General features: G+C 47.3%; 19 protein-coding genes. 10 read left to right on the forward strand and 9 right to left on the reverse strand.

Translation table 11 applies throughout. The features are described from left to right. Positions 1-81: 81 nt before the first annotated feature. Positions 82-1,554 carry an IMP dehydrogenase gene (gene guaB / locus CWM47_RS25185; protein ID WP_100991071.1) on the reverse strand — a complete coding sequence of 491 codons (1,473 nt, stop codon included), beginning with the start codon at positions 1,552-1,554 and terminating at the stop codon, positions 82-84. 149 nt (positions 1,555-1,703) lie between these two features. Beyond that, complete coding sequence (locus CWM47_RS25190; RefSeq protein ID WP_100991073.1) at positions 1,704-2,138, reverse strand: DUF2141 domain-containing protein; 435 nt, start codon at positions 2,136-2,138, stop codon at positions 1,704-1,706. A gap of 40 nt (positions 2,139-2,178) precedes the next feature. On the opposite strand from CWM47_RS25190, the gene recJ reads away from it, so the two are divergent. Next, positions 2,179-3,939 (forward strand): single-stranded-DNA-specific exonuclease RecJ, encoded by a 1,761-nt coding sequence (gene recJ / locus CWM47_RS25195; protein ID WP_100991075.1) that lies wholly within the window; start codon positions 2,179-2,181, stop codon positions 3,937-3,939. A gap of 174 nt (positions 3,940-4,113) precedes the next feature. Next, positions 4,114-4,845 carry an LPS export ABC transporter ATP-binding protein gene (gene lptB / locus CWM47_RS25200; RefSeq protein ID WP_100991077.1) on the forward strand — a complete coding sequence of 244 codons (732 nt, stop codon included), beginning with the start codon at positions 4,114-4,116 and terminating at the stop codon, positions 4,843-4,845. Between the two features lie 51 nt (positions 4,846-4,896). On the opposite strand, the gene CWM47_RS25205 is transcribed toward lptB, so the two are convergent. The 3 genes from CWM47_RS25205 to recO all read right to left on the reverse strand — a co-directional run bounded on the left by CWM47_RS25205 (position 4,897) and on the right by recO (position 6,329). Next, complete coding sequence (locus tag CWM47_RS25205; protein ID WP_100991079.1) at positions 4,897-5,265, reverse strand: helix-turn-helix domain-containing protein; 369 nt, start codon at positions 5,263-5,265, stop codon at positions 4,897-4,899. A gap of 12 nt (positions 5,266-5,277) precedes the next feature. Then, positions 5,278-5,574 (reverse strand): type II toxin-antitoxin system HigB family toxin, encoded by a 297-nt coding sequence (locus tag CWM47_RS25210; RefSeq protein WP_100991081.1) that lies wholly within the window; start codon positions 5,572-5,574, stop codon positions 5,278-5,280. Positions 5,575-5,636: 62 nt separating this feature from the next. Continuing rightward, positions 5,637-6,329 carry a DNA repair protein RecO gene (gene recO / locus CWM47_RS25215; protein WP_100991083.1) on the reverse strand — a complete coding sequence of 231 codons (693 nt, stop codon included), beginning with the start codon at positions 6,327-6,329 and terminating at the stop codon, positions 5,637-5,639. Between the two features lie 87 nt (positions 6,330-6,416). Here recO and CWM47_RS25220 point away from each other — a divergent pair, with 87 nt between their 5' ends. Further along, on the forward strand, positions 6,417-7,253 hold the full coding sequence (locus CWM47_RS25220; protein ID WP_100991085.1) for a fumarylacetoacetate hydrolase family protein: 837 nt from the start codon (positions 6,417-6,419) through the stop codon (positions 7,251-7,253). An 80-nt stretch (positions 7,254-7,333) separates the two neighbouring features. Here CWM47_RS25220 and CWM47_RS25225 read toward each other — a convergent pair whose 3' ends face one another. Further along, the gene (locus tag CWM47_RS25225) at positions 7,334-8,470 is read right to left on the reverse strand and encodes a 5-(carboxyamino)imidazole ribonucleotide synthase (RefSeq protein ID WP_100994045.1); all 1,137 of its coding nucleotides are present in this window, start codon (positions 8,468-8,470) and stop codon (positions 7,334-7,336) included. A gap of 96 nt (positions 8,471-8,566) precedes the next feature. Continuing rightward, positions 8,567-9,265 (reverse strand): head GIN domain-containing protein, encoded by a 699-nt coding sequence (locus tag CWM47_RS25230; protein WP_100991087.1) that lies wholly within the window; start codon positions 9,263-9,265, stop codon positions 8,567-8,569. 285 nt (positions 9,266-9,550) lie between these two features. On the opposite strand from CWM47_RS25230, the gene CWM47_RS25235 reads away from it, so the two are divergent. After that, entirely contained in the window at positions 9,551-10,234 is a 684-nt protein-coding gene (locus tag CWM47_RS25235) for an ABC transporter ATP-binding protein (protein ID WP_100991089.1), read from the forward strand. Here the strand turns inward: CWM47_RS25235 and CWM47_RS25240 are convergent. Further along, the gene (locus tag CWM47_RS25240) at positions 10,214-11,047 is read right to left on the reverse strand and encodes an aminotransferase class IV (protein WP_100991091.1); all 834 of its coding nucleotides are present in this window, start codon (positions 11,045-11,047) and stop codon (positions 10,214-10,216) included. The genes CWM47_RS25235 and CWM47_RS25240 overlap by 21 nt on opposite strands. A gap of 75 nt (positions 11,048-11,122) precedes the next feature. On the opposite strand from CWM47_RS25240, the gene CWM47_RS25245 reads away from it, so the two are divergent. From CWM47_RS25245 to CWM47_RS25255, 3 genes are all read left to right on the forward strand, one after another. Beyond that, positions 11,123-12,619 carry a TolC family protein gene (locus CWM47_RS25245; RefSeq protein WP_317046650.1) on the forward strand — a complete coding sequence of 499 codons (1,497 nt, stop codon included), beginning with the start codon at positions 11,123-11,125 and terminating at the stop codon, positions 12,617-12,619. Between the two features lie 93 nt (positions 12,620-12,712). Continuing rightward, complete coding sequence (locus CWM47_RS25250; protein ID WP_100991095.1) at positions 12,713-14,128, forward strand: efflux RND transporter periplasmic adaptor subunit; 1,416 nt, start codon at positions 12,713-12,715, stop codon at positions 14,126-14,128. 80 nt (positions 14,129-14,208) lie between these two features. Beyond that, positions 14,209-15,213 (forward strand): NAD(P)H-dependent glycerol-3-phosphate dehydrogenase, encoded by a 1,005-nt coding sequence (locus CWM47_RS25255; RefSeq protein ID WP_100991097.1) that lies wholly within the window; start codon positions 14,209-14,211, stop codon positions 15,211-15,213. A 107-nt stretch (positions 15,214-15,320) separates the two neighbouring features. On the opposite strand, the gene CWM47_RS38960 is transcribed toward CWM47_RS25255, so the two are convergent. Then, entirely contained in the window at positions 15,321-15,479 is a 159-nt protein-coding gene (locus tag CWM47_RS38960) for a hypothetical protein (RefSeq protein WP_206170541.1), read from the reverse strand. A 173-nt stretch (positions 15,480-15,652) separates the two neighbouring features. On the opposite strand from CWM47_RS38960, the gene CWM47_RS25265 reads away from it, so the two are divergent. From CWM47_RS25265 to CWM47_RS25275, 3 genes are all read left to right on the forward strand, one after another. Next, positions 15,653-16,240, forward strand: coding sequence for an RNA polymerase sigma factor (locus tag CWM47_RS25265; RefSeq protein ID WP_100991101.1), 588 nt, complete (start codon positions 15,653-15,655; stop codon positions 16,238-16,240). A gap of 67 nt (positions 16,241-16,307) precedes the next feature. Continuing rightward, on the forward strand, positions 16,308-17,321 hold the full coding sequence (locus tag CWM47_RS25270; protein WP_100991103.1) for a S1C family serine protease: 1,014 nt from the start codon (positions 16,308-16,310) through the stop codon (positions 17,319-17,321). A 112-nt stretch (positions 17,322-17,433) separates the two neighbouring features. Then, positions 17,434-17,715 (forward strand): hypothetical protein, encoded by a 282-nt coding sequence (locus CWM47_RS25275; RefSeq protein WP_100991105.1) that lies wholly within the window; start codon positions 17,434-17,436, stop codon positions 17,713-17,715. The last annotated feature ends 7 nt before the right edge of the window (positions 17,716-17,722 follow it).

Here is a 17,722-nt window from a genome sequence, read left to right on the forward strand (position 1 = left end):
GAACAATGGATAATGGGCAGTAGATTGATTATCGCACCCATTATCCATTGTTCATTACCCATTATTCATTAAAAACCTCTTTTATCTTGCCGAGTAATTCGGCGCTTCTTTCTGAATTGAAATATCATGTGGATGACTTTCGCGTACACCCGCCGATGTAATTTTTACAAACTTGGCTTGTTGCAACGTCGGAATGTCGATAGCACCGCAATAACCCATGCCCGCTTTCAGACCGCCAACCATCTGGTACACAATCTCAGACAATCTACCTTTAATGGGTACACGGCCAACAATACCTTCGGGCACGAGTTTTTTGATATCGTCTTCGGCATCTTGAAAATAGCGGTCTTTCGATCCTTCTTCCATCGCTTCCACCGAACCCATACCCCGGTACGTCTTGAACCGACGACCTTCGTACAGCACCACTTCGCCGGGAGCCTCTTCAGTACCAGCTAAAAGGGAGCCAATCATTACCGTGCTGGCGCCACCGGCGAGTGCTTTTGTAATGTCGCCTGAGAACCGAATACCACCATCGGCAACAATAGGAACACCGGTTCCCTGCAACGCATTGGCAGCTTCATAAACTGCCGTGAGCTGGGGCATACCAATACCAGCAATAATTCGGGTTGTGCAAATACTGCCCGGTCCTACGCCCACTTTCACTGCATCGGCACCGGCATCGGCAAGGGCTTTGGCCCCTTCGCCCGTTGCTACGTTACCGGCCATAACCTGCAACTTTGGGAACTTCTCTTTAATAGTCCGAACCGCGTCCAGAACGCCTTTGGAGTGGCCGTGTGCCGTATCGACACTGATTACATCAACGCCCGCCTTAACAAGTGCTTCAATCCGTTGAATCAAATCGGGCGTAACGCCAACTGCCGCACCAACCCGTAGGCGACCTAATTCGTCCTTACAAGCGTTGGGATGGCTTTTTTTCTTGAGAATATCCTTGTAGGTAATCAACCCGACTAACTGGTAATCGTTATTGACGATGGGCAGTTTTTCAATCCGGTACTGTTGCAGAATGCTCTCCGCTTCTTCCAGCGTTAAGCCTTCCCGCGCCGTAATCAGGTTTTTCTGGGTCATAATACCCGTAACCGGCAACGAAGTGTCGTTCTGAAAGCGAAGGTCGCGGTTGGTCAAAATACCAACCAACTTATTGTTCTCATCTACAACCGGAATACCGCCAATCTTGAACTCGCGCATGATCTTGAGCGCGTCAGCAAGGGTGGCTGTTTCGAGTAGCGTGATTGGGTCGATGATCATCCCGCTCTCCGAGCGTTTTACTTTCCGAACCTGGTCGGCCTGAGCCTCAATGCTCATGTTTTTGTGGATAATCCCGATGCCGCCTTCCTGCGCCATCGCAATCGCCAATGCCGATTCCGTGACGGTGTCCATAGCCGCCGAAATAAGTGGAATGTTTAGCTGGATGTTGCGAGTGAGTTGGGTGACGGTTTTCGTGTCGCGTGGAAGTACCTCCGAATAGGCAGGCAGCAGCAGTACGTCGTCGTAGGTGAGAGCCTCGTAAAGAAACTTACTGGTATCTAAGCTCATAGCAAATAGACTGGTGATGTTATTTGCCGGATAAAATTACGAAAAAAAACTGAACCAATCAGCGTATTCGCCAGGATTAATGTCAATTTTATAATTTATTGATTTGGAATAAGCGGATAGGCTCATCCCTTCTGTGATGAATGGGGCTGTTAGCCTGACATCTTTTCTAACTTAATGCGCACCGTTTTGCCGCTGTCGCCAACCTTGACTTCACAGTCACTGAACTTTGGCGCCGACAGTTTTGGCCTGAAATCGTTGCTGAAACCGAAGGGCTCTTTGGGAATACCAAATATGCGTTTGTCCATCTTTCCGTTGCTATTTTCATCATGATAAACCGCTATAGCATATTCACCCGGCTCAACCGAAAAGGCTATTTGTACCCGTTCGTGCGAAGCATCGACTTTTTTGCCTTCTATCGGTTTGCCTTCCGGGAAATCCTTTCCGGGTTTGAAAATAGCCACATAAACAGCTCCTGTAAACACACGAACGTTGTGTACTTCAACGGTTAGGTTCGTTTTTTTTGGCGCATCCGGGTTGGGAACATTAGCCAGAAAGAAGCTGAAAATCGAAAGCAAATAGAGCATAAATGGGGTGTTTTTCTAAAAACGGATTTATCTTGCAATTATGATAGCCCAACCGCCCCCTCCGTCAAAACGCTGGATTACCAGATCCTTTCCTAATTCTAAGGAACAACAGGGGGCTATTGAAACATTAACCAATTCGCTCGGCGTTAGTCCTTTCTTATCGGCTTTGCTGGTGCAGCGAGGTGTGCAAACCTACGAAGAAGCACGGACGTTCTTTCGTCCTGAAATTGGTCATCTTCACAATCCTTTTGAAATGAAGGATATGAATAAGGCCATTACACGCCTGCAAATGGCCATGCTTCCAGAACGGCAGGAAAAAATTCTGATCTACGGCGATTATGATGTGGATGGTACCACCTCGGTGGCGCTGGTCTATAGTTTTCTGAAAAATTACCATACGGCCATTGATTTTTATATTCCTGACCGCTACAAAGAAGGCTATGGTATCTCGAGTCAGGGTATACAATGGGCCGCCGATAATGGGTTTTCCCTAATCATCGCACTCGACTGTGGCATAAAATCCATTGAGCGCGTGGCCGAAGCCAAAGCCCTGGGTGTTGATTTTATCATTTGCGATCACCACCGCCCCGGCGATATAGTTCCAGATGCCGCTGCCGTGCTTGATCCCAAACAGGAAGATTGCTTATATCCATATAAAGAGCTGAGCGGCTGTGGCGTAGGCTTTAAGCTCATGCACGCCTTTTGTCTGCACAAGAGCATTCCGTTGGATGAGCTATATCCGCTCCTCGATCTGGTTGCTGTCAGTATTGCCTCCGACATTGTGCCCATTACCGGCGAAAACCGGGTGTTGGCCTACTATGGCTTGAAACAAATTAATGCGTCGCCCCGCACCGGTCTGAAAGCATTGATTAAAATAGCCGGTTTTTCGCTCGGCCGCGAGCTGGATATTACAAACCTGGTGTTTGGTCTGGGGCCACGAATCAATGCCGCCGGACGGATTCAACATGCCAAAGCCGCCGTACAACTCCTACTGGCTGAATCGGAAGAAGAGGCCGACGAATTTGCGATGGCGATTAACAAGCATAACAACAGCCGACGTGAGTTTGATAGCAGCATCACCGATCAGGCGCTGGCGATGATTCGGGAAAACGAAAGTCTGATTCATGCTAAAAGCACGGTGCTGTACGATGCCACTTGGCACAAAGGCGTCATTGGTATTGTAGCCTCGCGGTGTATCGAACATTTTCACCGGCCAACTATCATCCTGACGCAGTCGAACGATAAGGCTGCCGGGTCGGCGCGGTCGGTGCCGGGTTTCGATGTGTATGAGGCAATTGAAGAGTGTGCCGATTTACTCGAACAGTTTGGTGGACATACATTCGCGGCTGGTATGACTATGGCCGTGTCCAATATCGAGGCTTTTCAGAAAAAGTTTGAAGAAGTCGTCGCGCGGAGTATAAAAGAAGAACACCTGACGCCCCTGATTGATATTGATTTACCACTGGATTTTAGTGAGATCAACGATAAATTGTATCGAATTGTGCGGCAAATGGGGCCATTCGGGCCACATAATTTACAACCCACGTTTATGACCGAGGATGTATACCTCGTTAGCGAGCCGATCATCATGAAGGAGAAACACCTGAAGCTGAATGTACGGCAAGTGGATAAAGCATCCGGTCGGGCAAGTCAGACCTTAACGGCCATCGGCTTTGGGTTTGCTCATATCGCTGACCAGCTACGGTCCGGTAAACCCTTCTCCATTTGTTATCAGGTCGAGCAAAATCACTACAATGGCAATACCACGTTGCAGTTGATGCTTAAAGATGTGAAGGTGTAAGTTCCAAACAGCCACTGGCTGTTTGACCCGTTGCACAGTTTATCCATAAATTTTGTTAATAAATCGGGATGAAGATCCTCCTTGCCGAAAAATAGTTGGCAGTAGGTTGGATTACCGCGAACTTTGCGGTCGTCGTTATTGGCTCAGTCGGGCCGTTTAGTGTAACGCATCAGAATGATTCTACGAACAGAAAATCTAGTAAAAAAATACGGGTCACGGTTGGTCAACGACAATGTATCGTATCAGGTTGAAACCGGCGAAATCGTTGGACTTCTTGGCCCGAATGGTGCCGGTAAAACGACATCGTTTTATATGGCTGTTGGCCTGGTGAAGCCCAATAGCGGTAAAGTTTTCATTGACGATAAGGACGTGACCGACCTGCCGATGTACAAACGGGCTCGGCTTGGGCTGGGTTATCTGGCGCAGGAAGCATCAGTTTTTCGCGACTTGACCGTCGAAGAAAACGTGCTAGCCGTTCTTGAAATGAGCAGCCTGCCTAAAAAAGACCAAAAGCAAAAAGTAGAAGAACTGCTCGAAGAGTTTAGCCTGACGCACGTTCGGAAGAGCAAAGGCAAGGTTCTCTCTGGTGGCGAACGCCGACGTACGGAGATTGCCCGTGCATTGGCCGTTGATCCCAAGTTTATTCTGCTTGACGAACCTTTTGCCGGTGTCGACCCAATTGCCGTTGAGGACATTCAGAGCATTGTCGCGAAGCTGAAGCATCGCAACATCGGCATCCTCATCACCGACCACAATGTAAACGAAACCCTCTCCATCACCGACCGGGCGTATTTGCTGTTTGAAGGCAAAATTCTAAAACAAGGTACTGCCGAAGAACTGGCCAATGATGAACAGGTAAGGCGGGTTTATCTGGGGCAGCATTTTGAGTTGAAACGGAAAGTGTAAATACGGCAACCCGCCTATTGTTTTCCTGTGTGGGTTTACCCCCGCTGTACTTTATTTTACAAGTTGATATTCACCGATCAATGTGGCGGCTGACAGATGAAGGGCCTCTGTCAACTTTCGAATCATGTCGACTGTTAATTTCCGCTTTCGGTTAAGCACCTCCGAAACTCGACTCTTGCCTCCAATAATACCAACTAAATCCTGTTGCTTTAACTCCATCTCTTCCAATCTAATCTTTATCGCTTCAATTGGGTCGGGCGCTTCGATAGCATAGTGTTCGTTTTCGTAACTATCGATTAATAAAATGAGTAATTCAGCTTCGTCGCCCTCAGGTGTGTTGGCCGACGCGTCGAAAATTTCATTGAGCCGTTCGAGGGCCAGATCATAATCGGCTTCGTTTTTTAGTGGTCTGATAATCATAATCTGAACTGGTTATACCGTTGTAGCATCTACGCGGTCATATAATGAATGTGTGCCAATGAACCGGATAAATGCCCATTGCTGCTGATAATTGAATTTCACAATTAGCCTATAATCATTCCCTTTTATGTTGAACACTACTCTATTCCCAGCAATAATGCTGGCATTGGCATAGGTTTTTTTTACATCATTCGGACTCTTCCATTCAGCTTGTTTAGCTGTTTCATACCAAGTCTTTAAATACTGCTCAGCGTCTGAATGTTTTTCCCAAAACTCTTTTAGTGTCCGTTTTGCAATGATTCGCTTCATTGCCACAATGATAAGTAAGAAATGATATAGTTGGTTCTCGAAATGAGAACTATTGCCAGCTTTTACCCAAAAACTTCCCGTAACACCGGCAACGACTTCACTTCGCCGAGGGAGTCGATATGGATATGGTAGTACGTAACCAGTGCATCAGCTAGTTCGTTTCGGGCTGAGCGACTTAGTTTTATAGGTGTGCCAAAAGGTAAACGAAGCATACTATTAAGTGCCGTATCCATTTCATCATCAGGCAGAAAAGGGTAGGCATTTTCGCGGAGCTGGCTCTCGAACTCGCGGGCATTCTCCGGACCAAAACCCAGAAAAAAGGATAGCTTCAACAGGAAAATGAGATGGAAGTTCTCATAATTTATAGTTGCCTCTTCCAGAAAAAGTATGGACTCTGCCAGGAATCGGAACAGTACCGGGCTACTGGCTTCTTCTTTCAGCACTTTGTTCAGCATCTCCGTCACAAACATCGCAATGGTCGATTTGCCTACATCGAAAGGCAGACTCTGAAACGGACAGCTTGTTTTTACTTCCGAAAGCCGGGTAAGGTCGCGGTCGGGTTTGTGGTAAACTACCATATCCAGCAGGGTGAGGGGCTGAAACAGGGCAATACGGTTGTTCTTACTCTTGGCCGTTCGAACGCTATTGACAACGTAACTTTGCAAACCAAATTCTTCGGTATATACGCGGGCAATAATGGACGTTTCGCGGTAACGAATATAGCTGAGGGCAATGCCCCGTGTTTTTTGCAGCATCTGAAATCACAGTAAACTATCTAATATAACACCTTTTACTGACAAATCGGTCTGTTTGTTGGCCAAATCCTGATTCGTTCGTCGTCTATGAAACTGTATAAAACCCGCTTCGGCATTGTTGTTGACTATCAAAATCAATTTTACTCCGTTCCTGATGCAGATTGGGATGAACTGGTCAATCGGGATGATTTGCACGATTTTTTAATAACGCTGACTGCGCTGGCCACGCCATCGGACGAGTATCAATCCTGGACCGAAACCGGATCGCTGGCACCCATTGGCAGGCAAGAGGTGTGGGCATCGGGTGTAACGTATCTGCGGAGCCGTAATGCGCGTATGGAAGAGTCAAAAAAGTCGGGGGGTGATAATTTCTATGACCGGGTTTATGATGCCGATCGACCCGAGTTATTCTTCAAATCGACGCCCGAACGAGTGGTAGGGCCAGGCGCTAACGTGCGTATTCGAGCCGATTCGACCTGGAATGTCCCTGAGCCAGAATTGACGCTGTTTATTACATCATCGGGTAAAATTGTGGCTTACACCTGCGGCAACGACATGAGTTCGAGGAGTATTGAAGGCGAGAATCCGCTCTATTTACCCCAAGCCAAAACATACGATGGTAGTGCGGCTCTTGGTCCCTGTTTGTATGTCCCCGAAACACCTATTGCGCCCGAAACGCAAATCAAGCTGGAAATTATCCGGGATAAGCAGGCTGTTTTTACTAACAGCATCGCCATCAACCAGATGAAGCGGCAGCACACCGAACTTGTCGAGTTTCTGTATCGCGAATGCTCGTTCACCTATGGTTGCTTCCTGATGACCGGCACCGGTATCGTGCCGCCGGATAATTTTACGCTTCAGGCTGGTGACGAAGTAAGGATTACTATTGAGGGGATTGGAACGCTTGAAAATGTAGTGTCTTAAACACAGAGGAAACGGAGAAAGCACAGAGTGCACGAAGATTTCCCTCTGTTTCCTCTGTGCTTTCCCCGTTTCCTCTGTGTTTAAGCAATTACCCGAATTCCCCTTTGCACTACGGCCACTTTTTCCCGTAGGGCTTCCAGCGAATCGTCCATGACGGTTACGTGGCCCATTTTGCGGAAGGGTTTAGTGATGGCTTTGCCATAGAAAAAGGGAAATACGCCCGGCATGGCCAGTAGCTCTTGTAAGCCTTCATAAACGGCAGGGCCGGTATGCCCATCTTCGCCCAGCAGGTTCACCATAGCGGCTGGCTGATATGCCGTAGTATCACCAAGGGGATAGTTCAAAATGGCCCGCCAATGCTGTTCAAACTGGGAGGTAACGTTGGCCCGCATCGTTTGGTGACCGCTGTTATGCGGGCGTGGCGCCACTTCATTGATCAAGACGTTGCCCTGCTTATCCAGAAACAATTCGACCGCCAACAGGCCGACAATGCCAAAGGCTTCGGTCGTTCGGCGGGCAATGTCCTGCGCCTGTTGATTGACTGCCTCCGAAATCTCGGCGGGGGCAAAGAGATATTCGACAAGGTTCAGTTCGGGATGAAATACCATCTCAACTGTTGGGAAAGTCTGCATCTCACCCCGCTCATTGCGGGCAACGATTACGGCGAGCTCTTTCTCGAAATCAACGGCTTTTTCGAGTACACCCGGTGCGTCGAAGGCTTTACCAACATCAGCAACAGACGCTATTCGCTGCACCCCCCGGCCATCGTAACCATCGCGACCGAGTTTATGAAACGCGGGTAGAAAATCGGGTTGATGAATTTCCAGCAGCGCCACATCGGCCCGGTTTTCGGTTAGGATGAAATCGGCGGTAGGTAGGTTGTTGTCGAGATAAAATTGCTTCTGGAGTCGTTTGTCCTGAATAATGCGGATAACCGACGGTTGTGGGAATACTTTTTTGCCTTCTCGTTCGAGCGCTTCGAGCGCTTCTACATTGACCCGTTCAATTTCGATGGTCAGCACATCAACGGCCTGCCCGAACTGATAAACCGTATCATAATCCGTAAGAGAGCCTTGGGTGAACTTTGTACAGAGATGGCGACAGGGCGCTTCGGCGTCTGCATCGAGAATATGAACGCGGAGGTTCCAGTCAATGGAAGCTTGCAGAAGCATCAGGCCAAGCTGGCCCCCGCCGAGGATACCAATAGTAGGTGTCAAAATGGTGAAATCGGACCGCCGAAGCGGAGTGAAAGAGTGAAAAGTAAGCAAAGTTACCGTTTCGCTCTTTCGCTCTTTCACTCTTTCGTGCTTTTTTTAATCTCTTCGCTTAATATCCGACCCGCCGGATTTGCTACTGGCGAGCACTTTGGCTGAGCCGTAATAATAAATGTCTGATCCACCCGAAGCTTTCATCGTTAGCTCCTGGCTCGCATTTACATACACATCCGACCCGCCTGATGAACTGGCGTTACACACCTGAACAGATAGTTTTCGAGCATTCAGGTCAGAACCGCCAGAACCGTCGGCGTTGAGTGTCCGGGCTGAGCCTTCTATAGTGGCATCGGCACCGCCCGAAGCAGATACGTTCAATTTATCGGCCTTGAGGGTTAACTGTATGTCGGAACCGCCCCCGGCTTGCAGGTTCAGGTCGTCAAATGTTAGCATACCCTGGCCAAAAATGTCGGAGCCGCCCCCGGCTTGCAAATTCTGTAGCTGCTTGAACGTCAGGTAGGCTTTCACATAATTGTTCTTGCCGAAATTCCAGCTCATCCCTTTCCGGTCGATATACAGTTCCAGAACACCGTTTTTAACCCGCGAAACAACCTGGTCTTCATCGAATCCCTTAACATCAAATGTCAATTTTTCTGAACTACCCTGACTCAGGTAAACGTCGATGCCGCCGGTTACACTCAGGCCCGTAAAGCCCGATACGACACGGTCTTTTTTCCAGTCGCTGTTCGTGGCTTGCAGGCCCGTTGTCAGCATGAAAACTATTAAAGCAATTGCTTTCATTGTGAAGATGGTTTTACATTTATAATAGATGAGAAAAATGGCAGTAACGTTGCATCATGAACCGAAAAAGTTGTCCGGTTTCAACGGTATCTTTGTCCGTAAGCGGACGATGTAGTTGATGTTATTACTGGTAATGTTCTGTTAGTTAAAGTATTATAAGTTTGGCACGGCGCTTGAACAACTAAAGTAAAAATTTAGTCCTAAACTAGTTGTCATACAGACACGTGTTGTGCATCGTACACGAATTTTGCCTTCGTAAAAAAACATTTTCAAAAGTAACCAATTATGATTCAACTTAATAACGTCTCTAAATACTACCCTGCGGGCTTTGGGCGGGTTTATGTGTTGCGTAATATTACCCTCGACATTGCCCAGGGCGAGTTTGTTTCTATCATGGGGCCATCAGGCTCGGGGAAGTCTACGCTGCTGCACATTTTGGGTTTACTGGAAGAACCGTCCGAAGGGGAATACCTGCTCGACGACCACCCGGTACAAAAACTATCCGAAAAAAGACGTACCGAACTCCACCGGACACAAATTGGCTTTGTGTTTCAGGCATACCATCTCATTGATGAGCTGACCGTCTATGAAAACATCGAAACGCCCCTTTTGTACAAGGGATTAAGCGGGTCGGAGCGGAAAAGCCGCGTGGCTGAACTGCTCGACCGGTTCAACATTGTTGCCCGTAAAGATCTTTTCCCAGCGCAACTATCGGGTGGACAGCAGCAATTAGTGGGAATTGCCCGCGCGCTGGCCGCCCATCCATCGGTCATCTTTGCCGATGAGCCAACCGGTAATCTGCATTCCGATCAGGCCCGCGACATTATGGAAATCTTCCGCGAATTGAATCAGAAAGATGGCGTAACCATTGTGCAGGTAACACACTCAGAGGTTAACGCCGAGTATGGTTCACGAATAATAAGGCTAAAAGATGGCTGGCTGGAACCCTCAGTCCAAAATGTGATTTAGTAACCCATTAAGTTGTTGTTTAGCTTCTTCTGCCGGCCTCACGACGTTTTTGTTTACCTCATTAAGCCATTGAACCCCCATAACGTTGGCGCAGAATATAGCTTCGGCCCGGGCAAGCACGTCTGGTTTGTACAAACCCTCGCAAAGGGTAATACCCTGGGTGGGGGCCAGTCGTATCAGTTGACGCCGAACAATGCCGTTGATACATCCTGTTTGGAGCGATGGCGTATACAATGCCTCGTTGGCGAACCAGAACAGATTGGAGGCAAGACATTCGGCAACGTTGCCTTCAGTATCGAGAAGAATTACATCGTCCAGAAAGGACTGATTTTTGTGAAGGCCGGCCAGCACATAGGGGAGTGAATTTAGCGTCTTGAAAGCCGAAATAGGGGAGGGTGACAGCCGGAAGGCATCATAAATTTCTGTTTTGGCTTTTTCGGTAATGGAAAATGAATTTCCCGGTCGAGCGGTGATGAGTACATTCGCCTTATTTGTTGTGGGCGTGTATAAACCACCCAATTGCCGCCAGACCTGGATCTTGATTCGGGCAGGTTGATTCAGGAGTTTGTTGGTGGAGAGAAGTTGCAAAATAGCGGCATGAACCGTCTCTGCCGTAAAGTTGTCCGGTGGTGTAAATTGTATTGCCGACATTCCCGCCGAGAGCCGGTCGAAGTGGTCGGACCAGAACCAAATCTGGTTCGTTTCGTACCGAATAGTCTCGAAAAGGCCATCACCGTATTGAAAAGCGCGGTCGTTTACCGACAGACGAAAATCGTCCTCGGGAAGTATATCCGAATTATAAACCAGAAACATGCTTAGTTTGCGCCGTTTATCCCAAAACGATAGCCGCGCCGAAGGTAAGTTTGTATCATTGAACCATCAAATAGAATGTGTATGCAAGTGGCGTGGAAACAGATGCGGGTTGTAGCAGCCCTGATACTAACGGCAAATTTGTCGGCAACATACGCACAAACTACTGCGGTCGTATCGCCAGGTAATGGAGCGAGCGCATCGAATCGACTAAATTTACAGCAGTGCATTGATGTTGCTCAGCAGAATAATATCCAGATTCGACAAGGGCAACTGACGGTCGCTAACAGCAATCTCCAATTACATCAATCGCGGTTGAATCTGTTACCAACCACTAATTTTCAGGCTAACCAAGGTCTTAATGGCGGTCGTAGTATTAACCCACAATCCAACGGATTCGTACAGCAATCTATTGTTTCGGGCAACTATCAACTCAATGCATCGGCAACGGTCTATAACGGGATGACGTTACGAAACACGATAAAGCAGAATGACCTAATTCTTCAGGCGAGTGAACAAGAGTTAAGCGCCACTAAAAACAACGTGTCGCTAACGGTTGCACAAAACTATCTGAATGTACTGATTGGTACAGAGCAACTAGCCGTTGCTCAGCGACAGGCGGATGTGACACGAGCACAACTGGATCGCACTCAGAAGCTGGTCAATGCTGGATCGGCTCCCGAAGCGAATTTGTTTGAACTACGGGCTACACTGGCTAGTAACGAAGTGGATATTATAACGGCGCAAAACACTCTTGATTTGGCTAAAGTTTCGCTACTTCAAGCCATGAACGTGCCTATTAATCAAGACTTTGAGGTTGAGCAGATTAGTGTACCTGATCCGGGTCTAGATCCATACACTGCTTCTGTACAGCAGCTTTTTGATGTAGCCTCAGGCAATTTGCCCGAAGTGAAAGGAGCTGATTTACGGGTTAAAAGCGCGGCTCTGGGTGTTCAGGTAGCAAAAGGTGCCCTATATCCTGTTTTGACCTTGAACGGTAATTTGAGCAGCCTGTATTCCAGTGCCGCAAACCAGCAAAATATACCAAACGGCACAACCCGGCAGCAGATTTCAGGTTTTTTTACAGATGCTAACGGATCACCTGTACCCGTTTATACAAACATAAGTGGTTCGGATATTGTAAACGTAACTTATTTCGACCAACTCCAGAACAATTTTAACCGTTCAGCTTCCCTATTTTTGCGTGTTCCTATTTTTCAGGGTAACTTATCACGTAACCGGATAACAACAGCTAAGATTCAGCAACAAAATGCAGAGTTGACGGCACAGAATACACGGCTGACATTGCGTCAACAGATTGAGACCGCCTATACTAGTATGCGGGCAGCAGCTAACAAATTTAAGGCTACACAGGTACAGGTGGCATCGCTGGAAAAAGCATTTCAGGTAGCGGAAAGCAGATTGAATGCTGGAGCTATTAATGCTACGGACTATAGCATAGCCAAGACAAACCTCGATCGTGCCCGAAATAGTCTGGTACAGACCAAATATGATTACGTATTCCGAACGAAAATTTTAGATTATTACCAGAATAAACCGCTTAGTTTTAATTAGCGAAAGAGCGAAAGAATGAAAGAGTGAAAAACTTACTTTAATTGTTTTCTCGCTCGCTCTTTCAATCTTTCACTCTTTCGCTCTTTCACAATTATGAAGAAGAAGTCAAATCGCATTTGGTGGATATTGGGTGGACTAGTCGTCCTGCTCGTAGGAGGATTAGTAGCTGCAAAACAAGCAGGCATGCTTGGCAAACCGAAATCAACGGAAGTTGATTTTGCGTCGGTCAAACGGCTTGACATTACCGAACGCGTTAGTGCATCTGGGCGTGTGCAACCCCAGGTTGAAGTGAAAATCAGCCCCGACGTTTCGGGCGAAATTATTGGTCTGTACGTTAACGAAGGTGACCCCGTTAAGGCTGGTCAACTTCTTTGCCGTATCCGGCCTGATAACTACGAGTCGTTACTGGCACGGGCTCGGGCCGCTGTTAACCAGAGTCGGGCACAGTTAGAGCAATCAAAAGCATCGGTAGCGCAATCGAATGCACGTCTGATACGTGCAAAAGCCGACTACGAACGAAATCGTAAATTGTTTGCCGACAAAGTCGTTTCGTCTGCCGATCTGGAAACCAGCGAAGCCAACTATAATGTTGCTAAACAGGAAGTTGAAGCGGCAAACGCAAATGTGAATGCGTCGAAATTCAACATCCAGAGTGCCGAAGCCAGCTTACGCGATGCGAATGAAAACCTTCGTAAAACGACAATCTACTGCCCCGTTAATGGCACTGTGTCAAAACTGAATATTGAATTGGGCGAACGTGTAGTGGGTACATCGCAAATGGCGGGTACAGAAATTATGCGCATCGCCAATCTGCAAAACATGGAAGTTCGCGTCAATGTCAACGAGAATGATATTGTGCGCGTTAACCTTGGCGATACCGCTGATATTGAAGTTGATTCATACACGACAGCCGGACGGAAATTTAAAGGGGTTGTGTATGAAATTGCCAATACGGCTAATGGCCTAACAAGTTCGTCGGGGGCAGCCGCGTCTCTATCGGCCGATGCCGTTACGGAATTTGAGATAAAAGTTAAAATTCTCAACAGCTCATATGCTGATCTATTAGCTATAAAAGACAAAAAGGGCTATCCCTTCAAGCCGGGTATGACGGCCTCTGTCGAGATCATTACCGACCGGAAGGCGGGCGTACTTGCTGTTCCGATTGCTGCTGTAACGACCCGTGCCGCCGATTCATCGGCCATTGATACGGGCAAGGCTAAGGAAATTTCAAACGGTACGGTTAACGAGCAGCCAGCAGATGTAGCGGAAAAGAAAGACAAACCTAAAGAAATCGTTTTTGTAAACGTAGGCGGAAAGGCGACCCAGCGGGAAGTGAAAACGGGTATCAGCGACTTCGAAAATATTGAAATCTTATCGGGGCTAAAACCTGGTGAACAAATTATTTCGGGGCCATTCATTGCTGTCTCGAAGAAGCTCAAAAACGGTGAACTCGTCGTTAAACGCGATCCGAACAAAGTTAAAAAGAAGGATGAAGAGAAAGAGGAGTAGGTTTTTAAAACCTATAAGGTTTCAAAAAACCTTATAGGTTTGGTTAGCTTCCTTTCCTGCTTTCTTCTTTTCTTTACCCCATGAAAGTAAATCAACCCATTCGACTGACGATGGTGGGGGGAGGAAGCTGGGCCACTGCTCTTGTCAAAATCCTCTCCGAAAACAACGTTAGTGTTAAGTGGTGGCTTCGAAAAAAGTCCGATGCCGATCAGATCAAAAAGTTCGGACATAACCCAAGCTACCTCAGTGATGTACAGATTAATACGCGAAAGGTAAAGGTCTGTACCAAAATCCGGGATTCGTTTAAGGATAGTGACTACATCATTTTGGCCGTTCCGGCGGCTTTCGTAAGCGACGCGCTAATAGGACTTAAACCAGCTGACTTCGGCGGAAAATCAGTTGTTTCGGCCATTAAGGGTATGATTCCGGGCGCTAATCAACTGGTTACTGACTGGGTTAGCGAGCAATATCAGGTTCCTGTAGAGCGAATGGCCGTTATTGCCGGTCCCTGCCACGCCGAAGAGGTGGCTCTTGAAAAACATTCTTACCTCACCATTGCTTCCCAAAGTCCGGATTGTGCCAAAGATGTAGCCGATTTGTTACGATGCCGATTCGTGCAAACAACCCCTGTCGATGACATTTATGGTATCGAGTATAGTGCCGTTATGAAAAACATTATTGCCCTGGCCTGCGGTATAACACGGGGACTGGGTTATGGCGATAATTTTCAGGCAGTTCTGGTATCGAATGCCATGCAGGAGATCAAACGATTTGTCGATGCCATCTATCCAAAACATCGCGATTTAAGTGGATCAGCCTATTTAGGCGATTTATTGGTTACGGCTTATTCGCCGTTTAGCCGTAACCGCACATTCGGAACGCTCATTGGTCGGGGCTATACGATTCAGTCGGCGCAAGCCGAAATGAACATGATTGCCGAAGGGTACTATGCCGTGAAAAGCATTTATGAAGTCAATAGCCGGTTCAATGTCAATATGCCCATCACCAATGCCGTTTACAATATCCTTTACGATAGAGCAGCACCTACAGGCGAAATGAATTTGTTGAAGGAATTGTTAATGTAATTTATCCTACATCAAACAAAAATAAAAGCCCCCTGACTCGTCAGAGGGCTTTCAAACGTTTATAGCGGTGTCGGTAAGGTTTACCGGCAGTTGTGCCTTAGCAAAAATTACTTCGCGCTATCAGCAGACATCGTCGAAGCAGAATCCGTAGCCATCGTCGAATCGGTAGCCATCGTCGAAGCAGAATCCGCTGTCGTGGTGGTCGTCGTTTCGGTGGTTTCGGTCTTCTTCGAGCTGCAAGACGTAGCCAGGGCGATCATAGCCATGAAAAAGAAGGCGGATTTCGTGATTGCTTTCATATTTTTGGGAATGTTTTTGTTTAGTGATAAATAATTAATGTCACTGTTAATACCCTATAGAGAGAAAGGTAACCCAAGTTTTTTTATTTTTTTTTGGGTTACGTCTCAAACGTTTCTGTATTAAGTAATGACTCAACTCAATGAAGGAAAGTAGGTCGCCCATATTAACTGATGAAGAGTTGCTGATGGGTTTGGCCGATGGCTCCGACGACGCGTTGACACAATTATACCGACGGTATTTTCCGATGGTACTTCACTTCGTAACCAGCAACAGTGGTAATGAAGACGATGCCAAGGATATTTATCAGGAAGCATTAATTGTGTTATATGAGAAAGTGAGGAGTGGTTCGCTGGAATTACACTGTCAATTGAAAACCTACCTTTATTCGGTAGGAAGGCGGCTGTGGCTCAAGCAATTAGCACAACGTAGCCGGTACATGGTGCGCGATGTAGAAATGCCTGCTACGGATGAATTTGTTGCCGGTCAGATTGACGACGATTTAACGGACCATGAAGAACGTGATCGCCAGTTTGATTTGATGGCTGAATCGCTCACCCGGCTTGGCGAACCCTGCCGAACCTTGCTGGACGATTTTTATATCCAGCATTTAAGTATGCAGGACATTACCGAAAAGTTCGGATACACCAATGCCGATAACGCCAAAACGCAAAAGTACAAGTGCCTGATGCGATTAAAGCGATTGTTCTTTTCGGAATATAAAGCCTAACACCAACTCTCCAGAGTTGGCTTAGCTATAAGGTTTTCGCCAACGCTGGAGAGTTGGCACTACTGAGATGGAAACGAACGAAGAAAAGAACATCGAAAACGCGCTGCAAGCATATGGCGAACGAATTCGGTTCAAGCAGCAGCTAGAGGCAGTACAGGCGCGTACGGATATGACCGTTATGCGGCATGATGCAGAGACATATCGGTCTGAACCAGCGGCTCAGGTTCGATCACTCTGGCATATGTATCGCACCACACTTGCTGTGGCGGCTTCGGCAGCTATTATTACCACTTTCGGTTCTATTTTTCTCTATCGGTCATACCAACAAAGCCACCAGCAGGAACAGCAATACAGCCAGTTAAGTAAAGAAATTCAGGCTGTAAAATCGTCACAGCGTAAGCTATTGAACGATTATAATGGTCGGGGCCGGGGCCTTAGCAATAATCCGGCTCAGGTGGCAGGCTCTGGCTTTTTGCTCACTGGCGATGGCTACCTTGTAACCAATAATCACATCGTGCGCGATGCCGATTCGGTATACGTACAAAGCACAAAAGGCGAGGTTTATAAAGCACGGGTCGTGTATACCGACAAGGCGCATGATTTGGCCTTTCTACAACTTTGCGATGACAGTGCATTCCGGTCGATGCCCCCGGTACCTTACAGTTTCGACGCTCGCCCATCTGACCTTGGCGAGCGTGTATATACCCTTGGCTACCCGCGCGAAGAAATTGTGTATGGTGAAGGTTACCTCAGTTCAGGCACAGGGTATCGGGGCGATTCAACGGCCTACCAAGTGGCTATTGGTGTAAACCCCGGTAACTCCGGCGGTCCGCTCCTCGATGAAAAAGGCAACGTAATTGGCATTATTAGTGGTAAACAGACTACTTCGGAAGGTGTGAGTTTTGCCGTGAAAACCAATTACTTACTCGAAGCACTCAACAATATTCCAGCCGACTCACTCAAAGGGCAACCGCTACGATTGAATCGTAAAAATGTGCTGGCAAACCTGTCTCGCAAACAGCAAATCAAGCGCATGCAGGAGTATGTGTATCAGGTAAAAGTGTTTAAACATAAGGATTAATGTGAATGGTTAACCAGTTGTACGAGCTGGATCGTTGGTACAAAAGGGTTAAGCAGAACGAAACAATTGGTTGTGTTACGGGTTATTTCGATCAGAAATCAACTCAACAACCATGAAAAAATTAATGATGTTGGCCACTGCGTTTTTGTTCTCAGTAGCCATTGTATCTGCTCAGGATACCAAACAAAACGCCAAAGAAACAGCCCACCAGGCTAAAGAAACGACAAAGGCTGCTGGTCGGAAAGTAGGCCGTGAGGCCGATAAAGCCGGTGATAAAATTTCAGATGCCGCGAAGAACACCAAAGAAGATGTTAAAGACGGAACAAACAAGGCCCTCAACAAAGCCGACCGCAAGATGAAGAAGGCCGAACGAAAAATAGATAATTCGAAGTAGGGGTCAT

It is taken from the genome of Spirosoma pollinicola, assembly GCF_002831565.1.
Taxonomy (GTDB): domain Bacteria; phylum Bacteroidota; class Bacteroidia; order Cytophagales; family Spirosomataceae; genus Spirosoma; species Spirosoma pollinicola.